This window comes from Variovorax sp. J31P179, from assembly GCF_030316985.1.
In the GTDB taxonomy this organism is placed as follows: Bacteria; Pseudomonadota; Gammaproteobacteria; order Burkholderiales; family Burkholderiaceae_C; genus Variovorax; species Variovorax ginsengisoli_B.
On record NZ_JASZYL010000026.1, the window covers coordinates 1 to 14,180 of the forward strand.

The 14,180-nt window shown below is 63.6% G+C and carries 20 protein-coding genes and 1 pseudogene; 8 read left to right on the top strand and 13 right to left on the bottom strand.

The window, feature by feature from the left end:
• A pseudogene (locus QTI17_RS33590) lies at window positions 1-234 on the bottom strand (hypothetical protein); the annotation flags it as partial.
• A 468-nt stretch (window positions 235-702) separates the two neighbouring features.
• A complete protein-coding gene (locus QTI17_RS33595; protein ID WP_286538422.1) occupies window positions 703-1,092 on the bottom strand; it encodes a UTRA domain-containing protein in 390 nt (129 codons plus the stop codon).
• Here QTI17_RS33595 and QTI17_RS33600 point away from each other — a divergent pair.
• Window positions 1,091-1,324 (top strand): hypothetical protein, encoded by a 234-nt coding sequence (locus QTI17_RS33600; RefSeq protein WP_286538424.1) that lies wholly within the window; start codon window positions 1,091-1,093, stop codon window positions 1,322-1,324. The two genes, QTI17_RS33595 and QTI17_RS33600, sit on opposite strands and share 2 nt — an antisense overlap.
• 1,564 nt (window positions 1,325-2,888) lie before the next feature.
• On the opposite strand, the gene QTI17_RS33605 is transcribed toward QTI17_RS33600, so the two are convergent.
• Window positions 2,889-3,053 (bottom strand): hypothetical protein, encoded by a 165-nt coding sequence (locus QTI17_RS33605; RefSeq protein WP_286538427.1) that lies wholly within the window; start codon window positions 3,051-3,053, stop codon window positions 2,889-2,891.
• Window positions 3,054-3,284: 231 nt separating this feature from the next.
• On the opposite strand from QTI17_RS33605, the gene QTI17_RS33610 reads away from it, so the two are divergent.
• Window positions 3,285-4,358, top strand: a complete 1,074-nt coding sequence (locus tag QTI17_RS33610) for a GSU2403 family nucleotidyltransferase fold protein (protein WP_286538428.1) — start codon at window positions 3,285-3,287, stop codon at window positions 4,356-4,358.
• A gap of 273 nt (window positions 4,359-4,631) precedes the next feature.
• Here the strand turns inward: QTI17_RS33610 and QTI17_RS33615 are convergent, their stop codons facing one another.
• Window positions 4,632-5,105 (bottom strand): RES family NAD+ phosphorylase, encoded by a 474-nt coding sequence (locus tag QTI17_RS33615; protein WP_286538429.1) that lies wholly within the window; start codon window positions 5,103-5,105, stop codon window positions 4,632-4,634.
• Window positions 5,102-5,671 carry an Xre family toxin-antitoxin system antitoxin gene (locus tag QTI17_RS33620; protein WP_286538430.1) on the bottom strand — a complete coding sequence of 190 codons (570 nt, stop codon included), beginning with the start codon at window positions 5,669-5,671 and terminating at the stop codon, window positions 5,102-5,104. Before QTI17_RS33620 ends, QTI17_RS33615 begins: the two co-directional genes overlap by 4 nt.
• Window positions 5,672-5,866: 195 nt before the next feature.
• Here QTI17_RS33620 and QTI17_RS33625 point away from each other — a divergent pair, with 195 nt between their 5' ends.
• On the top strand, window positions 5,867-6,169 hold the full coding sequence (locus tag QTI17_RS33625) for a PHP domain-containing protein (protein WP_286538432.1): 303 nt from the start codon (window positions 5,867-5,869) through the stop codon (window positions 6,167-6,169).
• Window positions 6,170-6,351: 182 nt separating this feature from the next.
• Window positions 6,352-6,561 (top strand): hypothetical protein, encoded by a 210-nt coding sequence (locus tag QTI17_RS33630; protein ID WP_286538433.1) that lies wholly within the window; start codon window positions 6,352-6,354, stop codon window positions 6,559-6,561.
• Window position 6,562: 1 nt separating this feature from the next.
• Here QTI17_RS33630 and QTI17_RS33635 read toward each other — a convergent pair whose 3' ends face one another.
• The 4 genes from QTI17_RS33635 to QTI17_RS33650 all read right to left on the bottom strand — a co-directional run bounded on the left by QTI17_RS33635 (window position 6,563) and on the right by QTI17_RS33650 (window position 8,112).
• On the bottom strand, window positions 6,563-7,021 hold the full coding sequence (locus QTI17_RS33635; RefSeq protein ID WP_286538435.1) for a hypothetical protein: 459 nt from the start codon (window positions 7,019-7,021) through the stop codon (window positions 6,563-6,565).
• Between the two features lie 466 nt (window positions 7,022-7,487).
• On the bottom strand, window positions 7,488-7,736 hold the full coding sequence (locus tag QTI17_RS33640; protein ID WP_286538437.1) for a hypothetical protein: 249 nt from the start codon (window positions 7,734-7,736) through the stop codon (window positions 7,488-7,490).
• Between the two features lie 5 nt (window positions 7,737-7,741).
• Window positions 7,742-7,939: a hypothetical protein gene (locus QTI17_RS33645; protein ID WP_286538438.1), complete on the bottom strand. Its 198-nt coding sequence runs from the start codon at window positions 7,937-7,939 to the stop codon at window positions 7,742-7,744.
• Window positions 7,936-8,112: a DUF3606 domain-containing protein gene (locus tag QTI17_RS33650; protein WP_286538441.1), complete on the bottom strand. Its 177-nt coding sequence runs from the start codon at window positions 8,110-8,112 to the stop codon at window positions 7,936-7,938. Before QTI17_RS33650 ends, QTI17_RS33645 begins: the two co-directional genes overlap by 4 nt.
• 137 nt (window positions 8,113-8,249) lie before the next feature.
• On the opposite strand from QTI17_RS33650, the gene QTI17_RS33655 reads away from it, so the two are divergent.
• Window positions 8,250-8,846, top strand: coding sequence for an ATP-dependent DNA ligase (locus QTI17_RS33655; RefSeq protein ID WP_286538442.1), 597 nt, complete (start codon window positions 8,250-8,252; stop codon window positions 8,844-8,846).
• 788 nt (window positions 8,847-9,634) lie between these two features.
• Here the strand turns inward: QTI17_RS33655 and QTI17_RS33660 are convergent.
• The gene (locus tag QTI17_RS33660) at window positions 9,635-9,952 is read right to left on the bottom strand and encodes a hypothetical protein (RefSeq protein ID WP_286538443.1); all 318 of its coding nucleotides are present in this window, start codon (window positions 9,950-9,952) and stop codon (window positions 9,635-9,637) included.
• A 97-nt stretch (window positions 9,953-10,049) separates the two neighbouring features.
• Between QTI17_RS33660 and QTI17_RS33665 the strand changes: the two genes are divergently transcribed.
• A complete protein-coding gene (locus QTI17_RS33665; RefSeq protein WP_503011160.1) occupies window positions 10,050-10,241 on the top strand; it encodes a hypothetical protein in 192 nt (63 codons plus the stop codon).
• Window positions 10,242-10,298: 57 nt separating this feature from the next.
• On the opposite strand, the gene QTI17_RS33670 is transcribed toward QTI17_RS33665, so the two are convergent.
• The gene (locus QTI17_RS33670) at window positions 10,299-10,679 is read right to left on the bottom strand and encodes a response regulator (RefSeq protein ID WP_286538444.1); all 381 of its coding nucleotides are present in this window, start codon (window positions 10,677-10,679) and stop codon (window positions 10,299-10,301) included.
• A gap of 74 nt (window positions 10,680-10,753) precedes the next feature.
• Here QTI17_RS33670 and QTI17_RS33675 point away from each other — a divergent pair, with 74 nt between their 5' ends.
• Window positions 10,754-11,884, top strand: coding sequence for a sensor histidine kinase (locus QTI17_RS33675; RefSeq protein WP_286538445.1), 1,131 nt, complete (start codon window positions 10,754-10,756; stop codon window positions 11,882-11,884).
• A gap of 1,038 nt (window positions 11,885-12,922) precedes the next feature.
• Here QTI17_RS33675 and QTI17_RS33685 read toward each other — a convergent pair.
• A complete protein-coding gene (locus tag QTI17_RS33685) occupies window positions 12,923-13,168 on the bottom strand; it encodes a hypothetical protein (protein WP_286538446.1) in 246 nt (81 codons plus the stop codon).
• A 182-nt stretch (window positions 13,169-13,350) separates the two neighbouring features.
• On the opposite strand from QTI17_RS33685, the gene QTI17_RS33690 reads away from it, so the two are divergent.
• Window positions 13,351-13,629 carry a hypothetical protein gene (locus tag QTI17_RS33690; RefSeq protein WP_286538448.1) on the top strand — a complete coding sequence of 93 codons (279 nt, stop codon included), beginning with the start codon at window positions 13,351-13,353 and terminating at the stop codon, window positions 13,627-13,629.
• Between the two features lie 2 nt (window positions 13,630-13,631).
• Here QTI17_RS33690 and QTI17_RS33695 read toward each other — a convergent pair whose 3' ends face one another.
• On the bottom strand, window positions 13,632-14,150 hold the full coding sequence (locus tag QTI17_RS33695; RefSeq protein WP_286538450.1) for a glycine zipper domain-containing protein: 519 nt from the start codon (window positions 14,148-14,150) through the stop codon (window positions 13,632-13,634).
• Window positions 14,151-14,180: the final 30 nt, after the last annotated feature.

A 14,180-nucleotide genomic window follows, 5' to 3' on the forward strand; every position in this document is an offset into this window, starting at 1 on the left:
GAGCGCAAGCCCTTCGAGGTCGTCTAGCTTCCAGAAGTCGCTGAAGAATTGAAGCAGGCCCGGCGTCAGGCTGGTGCTTTCGACATGCCCATCCGCGCCGATCGTGACCACGCTGAACGGATGGTCCTTCTCGTCCTCGACGACCAGGAAGCGCCCGTCCGGCAACTGCTGGATGGCCGACGGCTCGTACAGGCCGGTCAGGGTCCGAAAAGCGGGGGGTTCCTCGTGCGACATTCATGCATTGTCTTCCTGCTTGCGCGAAAACGGCGCTGCAGCGCCGCGAGGCGGCGCGTCCGGCTTCATGTATCCCAGCGCAGCGCGATCACCTGGAGCGCGGTACGCAGTCCGGGACCGCCATCGCTTCTTGCAGGCCGCTATCCGAGTTCAAGGCGGGAGCCTTGGAGGCAGGAGTTGCATCGTGACCGCGGCGACCGGCGCTGCAGCGGCGCCGGAATCAGGGGCGGCCGAGGTCTGTAGCATCGGTTGGAATCTTCAGTTCTACGCAATCCGAACCACAGGCCCCGTGTTCGACCGCGTCGGGTCGGCGCGCGGGTCGATGTCGATGCAGCACCGCTCGGCTCGGCGTGATCCGCAGGAGTTCGCCATCCGGGGCTGCTTGCCCGTCGACGATCAGGGAGTAATCGGACTCCTCCCGCGGCGGCCAGACGAGCCCGACGGCGGGCTGCTGGATCAGGTTGTCGTTCAGGCATGTCCATCTAGAACGATTTGCCCCGCAGTCAGCGTGTTGACGGAAGCGCCGGCAATCTCCATCAGCACGCTGGCACGGTCGGCGGCCATGTACGCCGTGAGGTGCTGCACCGGGCGCTCGTCCATGTCGTGCATCAGGCGCACCAATTTCAGCATCGGCGCGCCAACTTCGGTGCGTAGCAGGCCGGCGCGCTGCGGGTCGCCGACGGTCGCGCTGATTTCCTGCACCACGCGTCCGAACTCGACGCCCTGCGCCATCAGGATCTCGTAGCGCGCCTTCTTCCTGAGGGCCGCTTCGGTGACGCGTTTGCCCAGGTGCGCCGGCACCCAGGCATCGGTCAGCATGGCCGGCTCCCCCTTGCGGTTGATGCGCAGGTAGTGCATGCATCGCTTTTTCGCCGGCCGCCAACTGCAGCAGCAGACCGACGTCGCGGGGCGGCACGGCCTGCTCGACCTTCAGCACCTGCACCACCGTTTCGGTCGCCGTCGGGCGCAGGCTGTCGATCACGCTCAGGCTCGGCGCCGGGCGCGCCAGCGCTGGGCGCACCCGCACGAAGGTGCCACGGCCATGTCGACGCTCGACCACCCCCAGTCAACAACCGCCAAAGGCTGCTGAGGACTTTGGAAGTTGGCAATCGACTTCACGGTCCCGCCACTCATTGGATCGAAAAACACCAAGCCTGAACCGAGATTTCGCAGGCCTTCCGCCAACTCGCTGGCAAGGTGGGGCGCGATCGCCGCCTATAGCGTCATAGTTGCCCCGACAGACGCAGATGCGCGCTGTAGCGCCGAATCGAGCCCTCGCTGTTCCCGAGTTCGTCGTACAGCCTGCCCGCCCGCATTGAATTCGGCAAGATTCGGATCGAACTGCAGCGACAGGTCGTAGCTGGCTCGGGCCGGACATTGGCCGCGTGCGCGTTCGGTATCGGCTGAGGTGCAGTCGCCACCACAGGAACACGAACTGGTTATGGGGGCGCCTGCTTCGACGTTTCGAGGGCCGCCAAGACCTGTGGCTTCGTCGGCGCTAGGGCCGCGGACTACAGCCCTCTCAAGGGCCACCGCGTTCTCAAACTTTGCAGCCCAGCCGTCTGCTTCGGCGTGGGTCGATCTTGATTTCCCTTGGCGGACTCCGGCGACTGCGAAGCCGCGCCCGTGGTTTCACGGCTCAAGAACTCGGCGATCCACGCCCGTGCCTTTTCTGCTACTTTTTGACGGCCACGGTCGGAATCCGAACAGGCGGTAGAAAGCCGACACATTTCTATCGCGTTGCGCGAGATCACGCAGATGCATTGAGACGTTTCGCCCTCGGTCTCGAAGATGAGCCTCATCGACCATTCAGGAGGCGCCGGAGCCGAAGTCGTACAGGAGGGGTGGAGATTCATCGCACCAAATGCAGGGGTGCGATGACAAGACGGAACGGCATCAGAACCAGGCCAAGAGCACGAGATTTGGCCTCCGATGATTTTTCATGTTACTACCAGACATCCGCTGAGGCACGGGGGGTTGTCCCTGTAGGACCAGGCCGATCGTCTCGGGCTCGGTCTTCGCGCCTGAACGAAACCTGAATCCGCATCTCAGCACCCGGCAGGATTCGTGAACAATGACCGACACTTAAGTAGTACATATGGCTACACTCGGTTACATGAAAGATTCACGGTACGACGCGGAGTGGCTGAGCCAGAAAGCCGAGCACGAAGGGCGAGAATCTTCGCCACGACGGATTTCTCAGGCGTCAAGACAGCCCGCGGCTGGCCTGCGGAGGTGGCGCAGCCGCGCGTTGCTCGTGGGCTTGGTCGTTGCGCTGGCGTGGACCCTGAAGTTGGCCATGGGCCTTTGAGGCTGCGGAGCCCTCGCTCGCCATCCGAGACGCTCGCCCGGAGACGCGCGTTCATCAATGACGGGGGACATGACGCGAGCGGAACGCGCTTCACGCCTCATCGATCAGCTGCAGCAGGGGACTCTCTCAGGCTATGGCAATCTGTCGATGCATCTTCTCGCGCGGAACGTCGCCTCGATCAACGCTGACGCTTCCATCAAGTGCCGCCGATGACTTCTCACATTCAGCCGTTTGTCGTCGATCTCGCAGGTCCAACTCCACGTTCCCCAGATCCTCGTGGTGGTGATCGAGACGTTGTGGCCCTTGTATGCGAAATGCTTTGTCAGGACGCGGAGCCGGTCAGTCATTCGGGGGCGACACGAAAAAGCCCGCCGAAGCGGGCAAGACCTTGTTGGTCGGAGAGGAGGAACAAATCGTGGAACTCGTCGCTGAACCGGGCCTGAATGTCCCCGGGAACAGAAAGGCCTAGAGGTGCGCGGGCGGGCGCCATGCCGGTGGAGCGATGCAAGCGATAGCTGCCTCCCCAAACGGCTTGCGGCTTTTGCTGACATCGAGCGCGACAGGGGTGGCGACACAGTCGCGGGAAAGCATGGAGCGCGCATTCCTGCGGACCTACTAGGAGTTCAAGCTTCACTCAGCCAAGGGATACCGCAAAGGGGTGGCGGTGATCTGGCTCTAGACCGATTCAGCGGTCGTCAACGCCATTTGAGCGAGTGCCCTTGTCGCCGTCCGAATCTGGTTGCTCGACGCGGCGTACCCGACGTCAGGTGCGTTCGACCTCACGGGCTCGTTCAACAAGAAGGAAATCAAAGGTATCCAGTACTGGTACTGGCAGTTCCGCGACCTGGAGGGGAAACTGAAGCAGGTCTACCTAGACCCAGTCGACGAGCGGCTTAGCGAGCTGATCCGGTTGCGCTCGGAAGGAAAGGCCCCTGGCCACGACAGCCTGGCCAGGCTCTCGCTGGCGTGCACGTCCCTTGGATGCATGACGGTTATGCCGCAGCACTTCAAAGTGATCCATCGGCTCGCGGAACACGGCTTCTTCAATGCCGGCGGCGTACTGATCGGCACCCACGCCTTCATCGCCATGGGCAACATGCTCGGCGTGCGATGGAACGGAGGATGGCGGACCAACGATATCGATTTTGCTCATGCGGGAAAGAACGTTTCGCTCGCGCTTGCGACCAACGCTGAAGCCAACGTGCACGATGCGATCACCTCGCTTGAGATGGGCCTGCTGCCCGCGAACTCGATCACGACCGGCCAGGGCGCGACCTACCTGAATTCGAAGAGCGGAGACTTGCGAATTGACCTTCTCACGGTCGCCGGTCGCAACGACGCGATCTACCGTCACGAGCCGTTGAACGTGAACCTGCAACCCCTCAAGTTCATGGAATTTTCCCCTGAGAAGACAACGCAGACCGCGGTGATCTCCGGCGAAAACGCGCTTGTCGTCAACATCCCTTCACCGTTGCGCTACGCGTTGCACAAACTCGTGGTGATGGCGGAGCGCGAAGAGCAGTTCCGCACGAAGATCGCAAAAGATGCGGGGCAAGTCGCAGCCCTCGTTTCCTATGCCCTCGAGCGATCACCGTACGCACTTCAGGGAGCAGCGGAAGACATCATGGCTCGCGGCAAGGGATGGCGAAGCCGGATTGCCGAAGGCACGAAGATACTTGCAACGTATCACCCCTCCATCGCGGCGAACCTGAGCAGCGTATTGAAGCTCCCTGCTCCGAAAGTGGCCGAGCAACCGATCGCGAACGCTGATGAGCCGGATGAAGAACCCAGCGGGGACGCTCCCCGGGGCTGAAATCGAAGGGAGTACCTAAGTGGCACCAAATCTGGCGGCTGTTGAATTTCCCCCTGTACCTGATCTTCGACAACACCGTCGACTTCGCGCTGCGCCCGATGTGGGACGCGCCATGACGACGACGATTCGCCTCTGGCTCGGAACGACCGAGCAGTTCGACACCTTCAACACCAGCGGCGCCCTCGGTGCTCACTTCGACACGCGCGCGGCCGCGGAGGGACGCCTGCACGACGTTGCACGCGGGGAAGGGGACGTCGACGAGAATCGGGTGGATCAAGGGAACATGCGGTCGTCGAACTCGAACGGGTTGCGCTCGACCGCGACCACCACCTCCAGGAATGCCGGGTGATCAGGGTTCAGGACGATGTTGCTCTCGCTCGGCTCGACGGCCGATGGCACCCACAGGCCGAGCGCGTCCCCGGCCTTGCGCCAGGCCACGCCGATCGATTGGGTGAGCGCCTCCTGGTCGATCCAGTCCGCGGGAAGGTTGAATCCCTCGCGAACGTCCTGCAGTGCTGCGCCGTCAGGCAGATCGAGGCGAATCAGGGCTTGGCCGATCGGCTTCAGGCCGTTGCAATGAACGCGTTTCTCCAGTTGGCAGATCGCGCGGCTGCTCCCGGCGTAGACGACAGCCTGCCCAGCCGGTGCCGGCAGGTGCCACCGCCCCGGCGATAGCGTCGAGCCGTAGCCGAGTTGATCGCGCCGCAAGCCCTTGGTCGTGCAGATGCGCCAGACCGACAGCGTCAAACGACGCCCCCGTGCTCAATCGCGTTCAGGATCGAGCGCACCTTCTCGCCGCCGTATTCGTTCGTCGCGAACTCGATGGGCGTCTTCCCGTCGAGCAGGGGGTGCGGCTTGGTCATCCAGGTCGGACCTTGATCGCCGAACACTTCCGCCGCCCGAACCAACAGGTCCGACTGGCGGAGCAGGCGCTCGGTGACGCCAGGCTCAAGGGGCGCTTCCGGTCGCATGCGCGAAAGCGTCGATGGGTTGACGCATAGGGCCGTGAAGAGGTCCTTCTTGCGCGGCAGGCGCGATGCCTCGAACCACTCGTCCAGAGAGCGGGCGGGCACGCTCCACGACGCGTAGCGCGCCGCAACGCCCCGGTTCAGCCCCCAGGTTGTCTCGCTACCGTGGAAGAACGTTCCGGCTCCACGGATATCGTCGTCCCCACGGGAGAAGGCATGGACGAACACGCCGTCGAACGCCTTGGCCATGACACCGGCGACGGACGTAGGGGCAAGATTGGTGTTGGTGGCGGTCATGGGAACAACATAGCACAGTTGCAATTGCAATTGCAATGCCAGCAGCATGCAATTGCATGCCTGATGGAGCATCGGACAGGGATCGGTGCGATACTGGTTTTATATCCAGCATGTACGAACCGCCTCCCTTCGCCGGGCTGCACTGCCTCTCGAACTTCACCTTCTCGTCGGCGCCTCGCAACCCGAGGAGCTGGTGGAGCGCGCGGCCGCGAAGCTCTATTCCGCCCTCGCTTTGACCCATGAGTGTTCAGCGTCTGGCGTAGTACGCCGCTCGCGTTCCTGGCCCAGAACAAGCCCGACTGGGGCAACCTCTGCCAGTGCATCACGCTCGCGCGCCCGCGCGCCGCCCAGGGGAGCTACAGGGCCCTGGTGACGGACGTGGAGGGCAAGAATATCCGGGCGCCGCACCTGGCCGGCATGCCCTGCTGCCTGGCGCTGCTGCTGCCCGAGACGGACGCCACTGTCGATTCGCTCTTCGCCCAGGCCATGTGGCTGAAGGCCTGGTTCCGGGCCGCGCCTGGATCGTGGCGCCGCGCCCGCTTTTGATGGACGACGAATTGCGGCTCTGGGTCGTCGAGCAGGTCGCAGCTCGAGCCCGGTCATGCACACGAGCAAGCGCAAGAAGGTCCAGGACGTCCTCACCGCGGTCCGGGTGGGTAAGACCGTGGCCACCGCGGGTTTCGCGCTCGACCAACACCGAGTCTTACGTGCGGGGCCGCGCGGCCCTGATGAACCAGGTGCCCGGCAAGTGGATGGGGCAGACCGTGCGGGTGGCTAGCCTGTGCACGTTCTCGCTGGAGGAGCTGAAGTACGAATATCCGCGCGAGGTCGTGCCCGAGGGCGAGACGCCGGCGCCGCACCTGCGCAAGCTGACCTACGAGGGCGCGAAGCGCCGGTACCCGGCGGGCCTGGCCGCTGACGGTAACCCGCATCGCTAGTTCACAGATCCCGCTGTCGCCCGCCGACCGTCGCGCAGTAGGAGGCGAAGAGCGCGCCCACCACCAATGAAATGAATATCCAAAGCGATCCATAGGCGGTTGCCTTTCGTGCCGAGTCCGCCATCGCCTTGGCCTTCGTCTTGGTCTCTTCCAGGGCGGCTTTGGCGCGAGAGTAGACGTCGTTGACGCGCTTCTCCGCATCCTGTTGGCTCAGGCCCGTTCGTTGTGCCACGACCTGGCTTGCGTAGCGGTTGTCCTCTGCCGACAGCGTTCCCGTTCGCAATGCGTTGGCAAAGATTCGCCCGACCTCCGCAGTGGTCGCGCGATCCGACGTGGCTTGGCTCGCGTCCGCCTGGCCGGTAGCACCCGACGACGGCGTCGCGCTGGGGTCTTTCCGGAACAGGGAGTCATGTAGGAACGCAGCGAAGATTTCAGTAGCTCCCGAGGGGAGCCGCTCCAAGCAAGATGCTACTTTTCAGTGGTTTCGCGCAGGCAAGATTTCAGTTTCCTACACAAGGTCGTCGCCCGGTCAAAGTAGGCGCAGGGTTGAGGTCGCCCTACGGTCAGACCGGCTGTGGACAAACGCTATTTGGCCATGCTCCCTTCTTGAAGCGGACTTTTAATCCGTTGGTCACAAGTTCGATTCTTGTACGTCCTACCAATCCCAGTAAGGAAACTCCGCTAGCAAATTGATAGCGGACTTTTTGCTTTTTGTGCCCATGTAGCCATCATGTAGCCAGGAGTGCACTGACCTTTGCCGGCTCGCAAGGCGCTCACATGGCTGCCTTGCTTGCGGTGCCCGGGGTGAGGCGGCGAGTCTGCTTCCAAACGATGTCGCCACGCAGCGCCCCCTTCACGGTCGCATTGGTCCCCACGGTCGCAGGCTTCTTAGTACGCGGCATAAGAGCGGCGGGTAGGGCGCCGCTTCAGTGCTCTCCCAGCTCGGACCTGATTGCATCTGCTGCGCTGTGGTCGCGATCGTCCACGAAGGACTCAGCGATGCAGGCGCACCGCTCGACGACCCTGTGAGCGAAGTCGATCAGCTTCTGGTCGAGCGGATCTCCCTGCCAGATCAGCCCTGAAGCCTCCGCCGCAGCGCGAAACTCGCGCACTGGGTCGCGGACTGGCGGGCAGCCCACGGGATCGTCGTCTTCGTCTTCTTCTTCTTGGTCCATCATGGCTACTTCGGTTTCTTCTTGTTGGTTCGCGCCTGGGCCCGGGCTGCTGCCATCTTGCCCATGGCAGTCACCTTTGCAGCCGGCGCACGCTTGACCGGCTTTCTGGGCTGGCTTGCCAGCGAGCCAATCAGACGAGCGGCCTGTTCGTCGAAGGTGGGCTCGCCAGGGCCCATCTTCGGTGCGGCGGCCCGCGCGGTCATTTCTTCCGTAGGTACTCGCGTACCTTCTCCACCGAGTGGCCCACTGCGGCGACAGCGGCACGCAGTTTTTGCTCGGTCACACCCAGAGCGTCCGTCCAGCTCCGCACTTCATGCGGCTCTTTCAGTGAGATCTGCTTTCGGTCGTCGCCTGTTTTCTTGGGGTCGTCTGCCATGTGAGTCTCCTGGTTAGATGGGAGATTTCGACGCACTCTGGGCGGCGTCGCATTCAGCAATTCGCGCCAATTTCTGACAGCCGGCGCCCTACAGGCGGTGCACTTTTTGCGACATGGACCTTGCTGACTACCCGCCGATGCTGCTCGACGAGCGGCCGCTCCCGTTGACCGCGCCCGGCTGGATATTCAAGATCAAGTACGACGGCTACCGAATGACGGCGATGTTCGGGGACGGCAAGTGCCAGCTGCGCACCCGCAACGGCGCCGACGCGACGCGCTGGTTCCCGGAGGTGGCCAAGTCGTTGGCTGCGCTGCGCGGCGGACCCTACGTGACAGATGGCGAGGTGTGCGCGTTCGATGAGATCGGCCGCTCCGACTTCAATCGCCTCCAGGACCGCGCGCGCCGGCGCCGCTGGTACGAGGGCTGCGACCTCGTGGGCTATGCCGTGTTCGACCTGATGGTCGACCATGGGATCGACATCACCCAGCACACGCTCCTGCAGCGCAAGGCGCTCCTCGCAGAGCTGCTGGACCCGAGTCCCGAGAACGTCTTGGCCGTGGGCCACATCGACGAGGACATCCCGCGCATCTTCAACGACGCTGTCCTCGGCCTCAAGCTGGAAGGTTTGGTGGCCAAACGCGACGACAGCATCTACGTGCCCGGCAGCCGAAGCCGGGACTGGATCAAGGTGAAGCGGAAGGGGGCGGTGTCGGCGGAGCGGTTCAAGCGGTAGTCGAGGCTGGGGAGCGATCAGGGAGGGTCAGCGGTCGGTGATGCCAACGCATCCCGCCGGAGCGCATGGGGTTACCAAAACCGCCACCAAGGTCGTCGCCCGATAGGCAATGCCGCCAGTGGCGCGGCAATGGTGGTGGCGTGGGCGAATCGGTGTCTGGCCTCCTGTTCCATTTCGAGGGCTTCGCGAAGTGCGGTTTGGCCGCCGTCGTTTGCTTGCATCCGAAGCACCTGGGAGCGTCGAAAAAGTTCGTCGTCTGAGAGGTCGGGGGGGCGGTCCATTCAGATATTTTCGAGGGGCACTGCGGCACAGGAATCGGGTGCGCGGTCCGCTCATTGCGCGTAGCGGGAAAAAGTCACCGAACATCCCTCTTTTGTGCGCTCCCAAATGGGGTTGAGGAGGCGCAGCAGCCTGCTCATTCCGGACCCGTGGTCGTCGATTTTGATCCAATCAGCCGGCGCTTCAGCCGGGCCAGGGCAACCAGCCGGCCCCAGCGCCTGAGGAGGCCCCGCCGTGCGAATGTGTCTTCCCTTTCGCTCTTGTCTGACAGACCTCCGCTACCAATCGAAGTACGGTTGACAACTCGGGGAGTCACAAGCCAGGGCAAGGCCCGGGAGGTGAACCTCATGACAACACGACAAGAATGGGACGAATATCTCGAGTATGCCCAGGGGGACAAATGTCTCCCGGCTCCTCACGAGGAGAAGCGCACCGATCCCCCCTCGAAAGAGGTTGCTATGCCATACGATCCCAAAATGACGAGTCTGACAGCCGGGCGAAGAGGGACGTCAGACGCCGGGCTTTAGGCGAGCCAGCACATCCAGCCGACGCAGCGCCTGCCGGGCGGCCGCCAGTTCGGGCGTCTTGCCGGCTTGGGCCTCTAGGTCGTCCAGGGCCTTCGAGATCAGGGCGACGTCGTCGGGCTTCGCGGCGGCTCGGGCGGTTGGCGCGGTCAGGTCATCCTCGGCCAGGACCTCGACGTCGGCCGGGGTCTTCTGCGCCTCACCGTCGGGCCCGGTGTAGATGTCTTTCGCCATCTTGGTCAGCACCAGGCCGCGCCGGAAAAACCGGAACCTGGCGCCGACGGTCAGCTCGCTGAACTGCATGGTGGCAATCCTAGCCGAGCTTTTTTCGGCAGTGGCCTCGGGTTCGCCGTCATACTGGACCGACAAGGCGACAGGGGAGGTCCACGAGAGCTGCACGATGCTCACCCTGAACGCCGACCACCACCCGCTGATGAGCCGGATGCACAAGCCAGATCCGAAGCTGCCTCCCGACCAGCAGGACAAGCGCTCGGTGATCGCGATAGAGAAGGGCGACGTCGATCAGTGGCTCGCGGGGCACCATGGACGAGGCAAGGCAGTTGATGCGCCTGACGCCGGTCGAGGTGTTTGACGCTGGGCCGATCTCGCCTCCGTAGTCCCGAGGAAGGGCCGGCAACGGCACCCAAGCCTATCGGGCCAGGACCTGCCGGGTTACCAAGCCAAACAGAGCTTCCAGGTCAACCGGTTTGCTCAGCAGGTGGTCGAAGGTGCCCTTCATCCGTAGTTCCGCGAGCCGCACGACATTCCCTGAGAGCGCAATGAGCAGGAGTCCGACATCCGGGTACGCAGATCGCAGGGCATGAGCCGCTCCCTCCCCATCCAGACCGCCCATTTCCAGGTCGAGGATGGCAAGATCTGGGCGGCGCTCCGTCCCGAAGGCCACTGCGTCTTCGCCAGAGTAAGCAACTCTGACCCGCGCGCCTTCAAACTGGAGGGCGAGGATCTCACCGAGCATGTCAGCCGATTCGCGCTCGTCGTCGAGAACCAGGATTTCAAACGCTGGTGCCATGTTCTATACCTTCTGCGATACCCTTCGGAAAGGGCAGAACCGGTGCCGAGCCGGGCAAAGATTGGATTCCTACCATGCAAATTTCGGATTTCATAGAGCGCGCCAGAGAGGAAATCCTGGCGGAATCCGTTGCCCATGCCAAGACGATCTTCGCTTTGGGAGACGAAGGCGAAGTCGTGCTTCGCGACCACCTGCCTAAGCTGCTGGAAGCAATTTCAGCCGACCTTCGAACGCCGCAGAGTAGGACGGAGTCTATTGAAAGGTCTCGCGGCCGCGCACCTTGGGGCCACCCCTCGGAGGCGACCGCCGCCGCGACACACGGATTGCTGCGCGCCCGTAGCGGGCTTCATGTGGAGCAACTCGTCGCCGAATTTCGCGCCCTGCGCTCCTGCGTCTTGCGCCTGTGGGCCGAGGCCTCTGTTGCCGACGCCGACTCGATTCGAGACATCGGTCGCTTCAATGAGGCGATCGACCAGGCACTCGCCGAGTCCGTGCGGGAATATGCTGCCGAAGTCGAGCGATGGCAACAGATCTTTCTGGGGGTGCTTGGTCACGACCTGCGCGGCCCGCTGAACGCCGTTTCTCTCACCGCTCAGGTCATGGCCCGCCGTGCCCCGAAAGCAATGTCCGCGTCGGCCGCGGCGTTGACTCGCGGCACCCATCGGATGGCCGTGCTGCTCGACTCATTGCTTGAGTACAACCGCGCCGGCCTGGGCGCGGGCATGGCGATCGAGTTGGCTCCCGGCGATCTAGCCGCTGCGTGCGAAGAAGAACTGGAGCTGCAGCGCGCAGCGCTTCCCGGCGCCAGGATCGAGTGGGTCGTGCAGGGTGACACCCGGCTGCAGTTCGACAGTTCACGCATGTGCGAAGCACTCGGGAATCTGGTCGCCAACGCGGTCAAGCACGGGCTTCCTTCGGAGCCAGTGACCGTACAGCTGGAAGGCGACGACGATGTCGTGCGCCTGTCGGTCGAGAATGCGATCGGCCGGCATCTTTCACGCGGCGAGATCGAGCGGCTGTTCGAGCCGCTGCGCAGGGGAACCAAGGAAGCGCCGAGGACGGATCGCTCGCATCTCGGCTTGGGCCTCTTCATCGCAAGGCAGATAGCGAGGGCCCATGGCGGGGATGTCATCGGCCAGTCCACCTCTCAACGGATCTGCTTCACCATGACCGTTCCAAGATCGGTGCCTGCTAAAGCCTGGTGAGCTCGCTCGGACCGCCGCTGCAGGCGCCTCGCGGCCACGAAAAAGCCCGCCGAAGCGGGCAATGAGGACCCCTCTGAAGTCCTCGGTTGGAGGAGGAAAGGGAAAGATCAGATGCTGAACCTGCTCGGTGAACGCGGCCTTAACGCGGAAAACGTGAACGGCCTACATACAAAGGCGACGACTCCGCCGTACTCTGGAACGTGATGGTCCGCTGGCGCTGGTAGAGGATGCTTCGGCAACCCGCTCGTTGCGAGTGGGCCCTTGATGCCCTTGGCCCATCGCTAACATCTCGGCGCGACATTGATATGCCGCTTTTGCAGGCACTACGCGGAGACGCACGGCTGGCAACGGTTTGCGGCCCTCGGAGCCACGTTATCCACAACGTTGCCCACCACGCCGGTGGACAAGCTTTCGCTGGCGGAGGCGTGCCCAAGCGATATGGCGCGCCAAAGTTGCGCACATTCTTACTACATGCAGCGATTTGTCTCAGTGCTGTCCGTCGGCGCGCTGGGCCCTGCGCCACTCCCAAGGCGCCGCAGGCTCAAGTTCGCGCCAAAGGCCAACGCGCTTTGCTTTCGCCTCCGCCTCCGCGGACTCATACTGCCATGGGGCCGCTGCTTCCATCGTCGCCGGAGCGGTTCGAGGCAGCTCCTGCCGCCGCTCTCGCTGCGCCACCAGCCACGGTCGAGGCCACACCCATGCCGGCCTTGGCTCCAGCACTCACGGCGGACCCAACCGCTGAGGCGATCAGCGCGAAGGTCACAAGGGTCGCTACTGCCCAGGCGAGAAAGCCGTGCGCAGGGTCACGAAAACGCGCGTCGTCCGTATGGATGCCGCTCCACTTCGTTCGTAGAAGCCCAGCGAGGTAACCGCCAACGAAATCCGCTACTGGACGAAGGCCTCGGCGTGTCAGAGAGAAGCTTCGGGAGGCCGTGGCCGCCGTAGCGTGAGCGCCGACGCGGTTCGCCAGCACTTGCGCAAGCCTCAGAAGTAGGCGTGGGCCGCCAACCCGGACCCTCCGGCTCTCCGAGTGTCAGGTCACTGCCTGGCGCTATCGTTGCCCGCGGCTTCCTCGGTTTGGGCCGCATCGGTGCCAATGTCCGGGGTGCCCGGGAAGCCGGCCTTCTTGTTCGCCTCACGCCCCATTCGGCTGCCCTCCTCGGGAGGGTCCTGCCCGATGGCGCGGCTTTGCTCGATGTTGCGGCCCGAGGATGCACCACGATCTCCAAGCCTTGCTTCATGGGCCGGCGACGGCGCGGCGGGCTGATGCTTGCTTTCAGTCATTTCGCGATCTCCTTGTGCAAAACACAAGCGTCGCCACGGCGCTCCTCAGGAATGGTAGTAGTTCGCCGACGTTGGCGTAGGCGGCCATCGACGGGTGGCGCTGTCGCTAAGCGCTGACACGCACCCTACCTCGAGGAAGCCCTAGCTGATGACTGACCATCTCCGCTCGATCGACCGTTACCGTGGACGAACCCGATCCGGGCGTCTTTCATTGGGTCCTGATCGAGAGCACGGAGGATGCGTCGGTCTACAACGAGCTTGAAGCCTCCGAGGGCAGCTGCCACAGCCGGACACATGCGCTCAGGCAAGGGACGGAGCGGCTGATGGCGCTCGCAAAAGAATCGCCCCTGAAGGGTCCGCGCTGCCGGGGGCAAGGACGAAGACCGATCCGGTTGGCGGACCAGGCGTCGAATGAACTGCTAATCGACATGACGACCGTGGCCGCCTTGTCGATCATCTAGGGCTAGCGACCGTCGCGATCCGAATCGCCAGGAATGGCTCGTTCGACGTTGTCGCTGAGACGTTGCCAAGCATCGCGCGTTGCATGCTTTGCGCGATCCCATTCCAACGACGACCGTCCGCGAGCGGTTCCCCAGTCGCGACCTAGATCCGCTTCAACGTCATCGAACTTGCGATCCGGATGACGCGAATAGGCGTCGACGCCGTAGCGATAGGCCGGCGAGTAGTCGTCGTAGCTCGTGCCGGGGGCCACATAGTCTCGCCCGGCATAGTTCTCACGCCAGTAGGCATCTTCGGCTACCGGGTCCGCTTTGACGGCACGGCCAGCCAGGGCGCCGGCCACGGCACCCACCGCGGCACCCACTACCGCGCCCACCGGACCGGTCATTCCGCCGACGGCTGCACCGGCGGCAGCGCCGCCAGCTACGCCACCAGCAACGCCGCCCAGCACCGCGCCCACACCAGTAGCGGTACCAGTCGCGTCCTTGTCGCCCGGCACGCGGGGGTCATTCAGATCAGCCATCGCAGGTCTCCTGTTGAGTGATTGGAAAGG

Bases quoted from the DNA above. Each gene is read 5' to 3' on its own strand.
- QTI17_RS33595 (WP_286538422.1), bottom strand. From the start codon at position 1,092: ATGCACTACCTGCGCATCAACCGCAAGGGGGAGCCGGCCATGCTGACC.
- QTI17_RS33620 (WP_286538430.1), bottom strand. From the start codon at position 5,671: ATGCTGCTGGCATTGCAATTGCAATTGCAACTGTGCTATGTTGTTCCC.
- QTI17_RS33640 (WP_286538437.1), bottom strand. From the start codon at position 7,736: ATGGACCAAGAAGAAGAAGACGAAGACGACGATCCCGTGGGCTGCCCG.
- QTI17_RS33600 (WP_286538424.1), top strand. From the start codon at position 1,091: ATGCATCGCTTTTTCGCCGGCCGCCAACTGCAGCAGCAGACCGACGTC.
- QTI17_RS33645 (WP_286538438.1), bottom strand. From the start codon at position 7,939: ATGACCGCGCGGGCCGCCGCACCGAAGATGGGCCCTGGCGAGCCCACC.
- QTI17_RS33650 (WP_286538441.1), bottom strand. From the start codon at position 8,112: ATGGCAGACGACCCCAAGAAAACAGGCGACGACCGAAAGCAGATCTCA.
- QTI17_RS33685 (WP_286538446.1), bottom strand. From the start codon at position 13,168: ATGACTGAAAGCAAGCATCAGCCCGCCGCGCCGTCGCCGGCCCATGAA.
- QTI17_RS33695 (WP_286538450.1), bottom strand. From the start codon at position 14,150: ATGGCTGATCTGAATGACCCCCGCGTGCCGGGCGACAAGGACGCGACT.
- QTI17_RS33660 (WP_286538443.1), bottom strand. From the start codon at position 9,952: ATGCAGTTCAGCGAGCTGACCGTCGGCGCCAGGTTCCGGTTTTTCCGG.
- QTI17_RS33675 (WP_286538445.1), top strand. From the start codon at position 10,754: ATGCAAATTTCGGATTTCATAGAGCGCGCCAGAGAGGAAATCCTGGCG.
- QTI17_RS33630 (WP_286538433.1), top strand. From the start codon at position 6,352: ATGAACCAGGTGCCCGGCAAGTGGATGGGGCAGACCGTGCGGGTGGCT.
- QTI17_RS33670 (WP_286538444.1), bottom strand. From the start codon at position 10,679: ATGGCACCAGCGTTTGAAATCCTGGTTCTCGACGACGAGCGCGAATCG.
- QTI17_RS33655 (WP_286538442.1), top strand. From the start codon at position 8,250: ATGCTGCTCGACGAGCGGCCGCTCCCGTTGACCGCGCCCGGCTGGATA.
- QTI17_RS33665 (WP_503011160.1), top strand. From the start codon at position 10,050: ATGCTCACCCTGAACGCCGACCACCACCCGCTGATGAGCCGGATGCAC.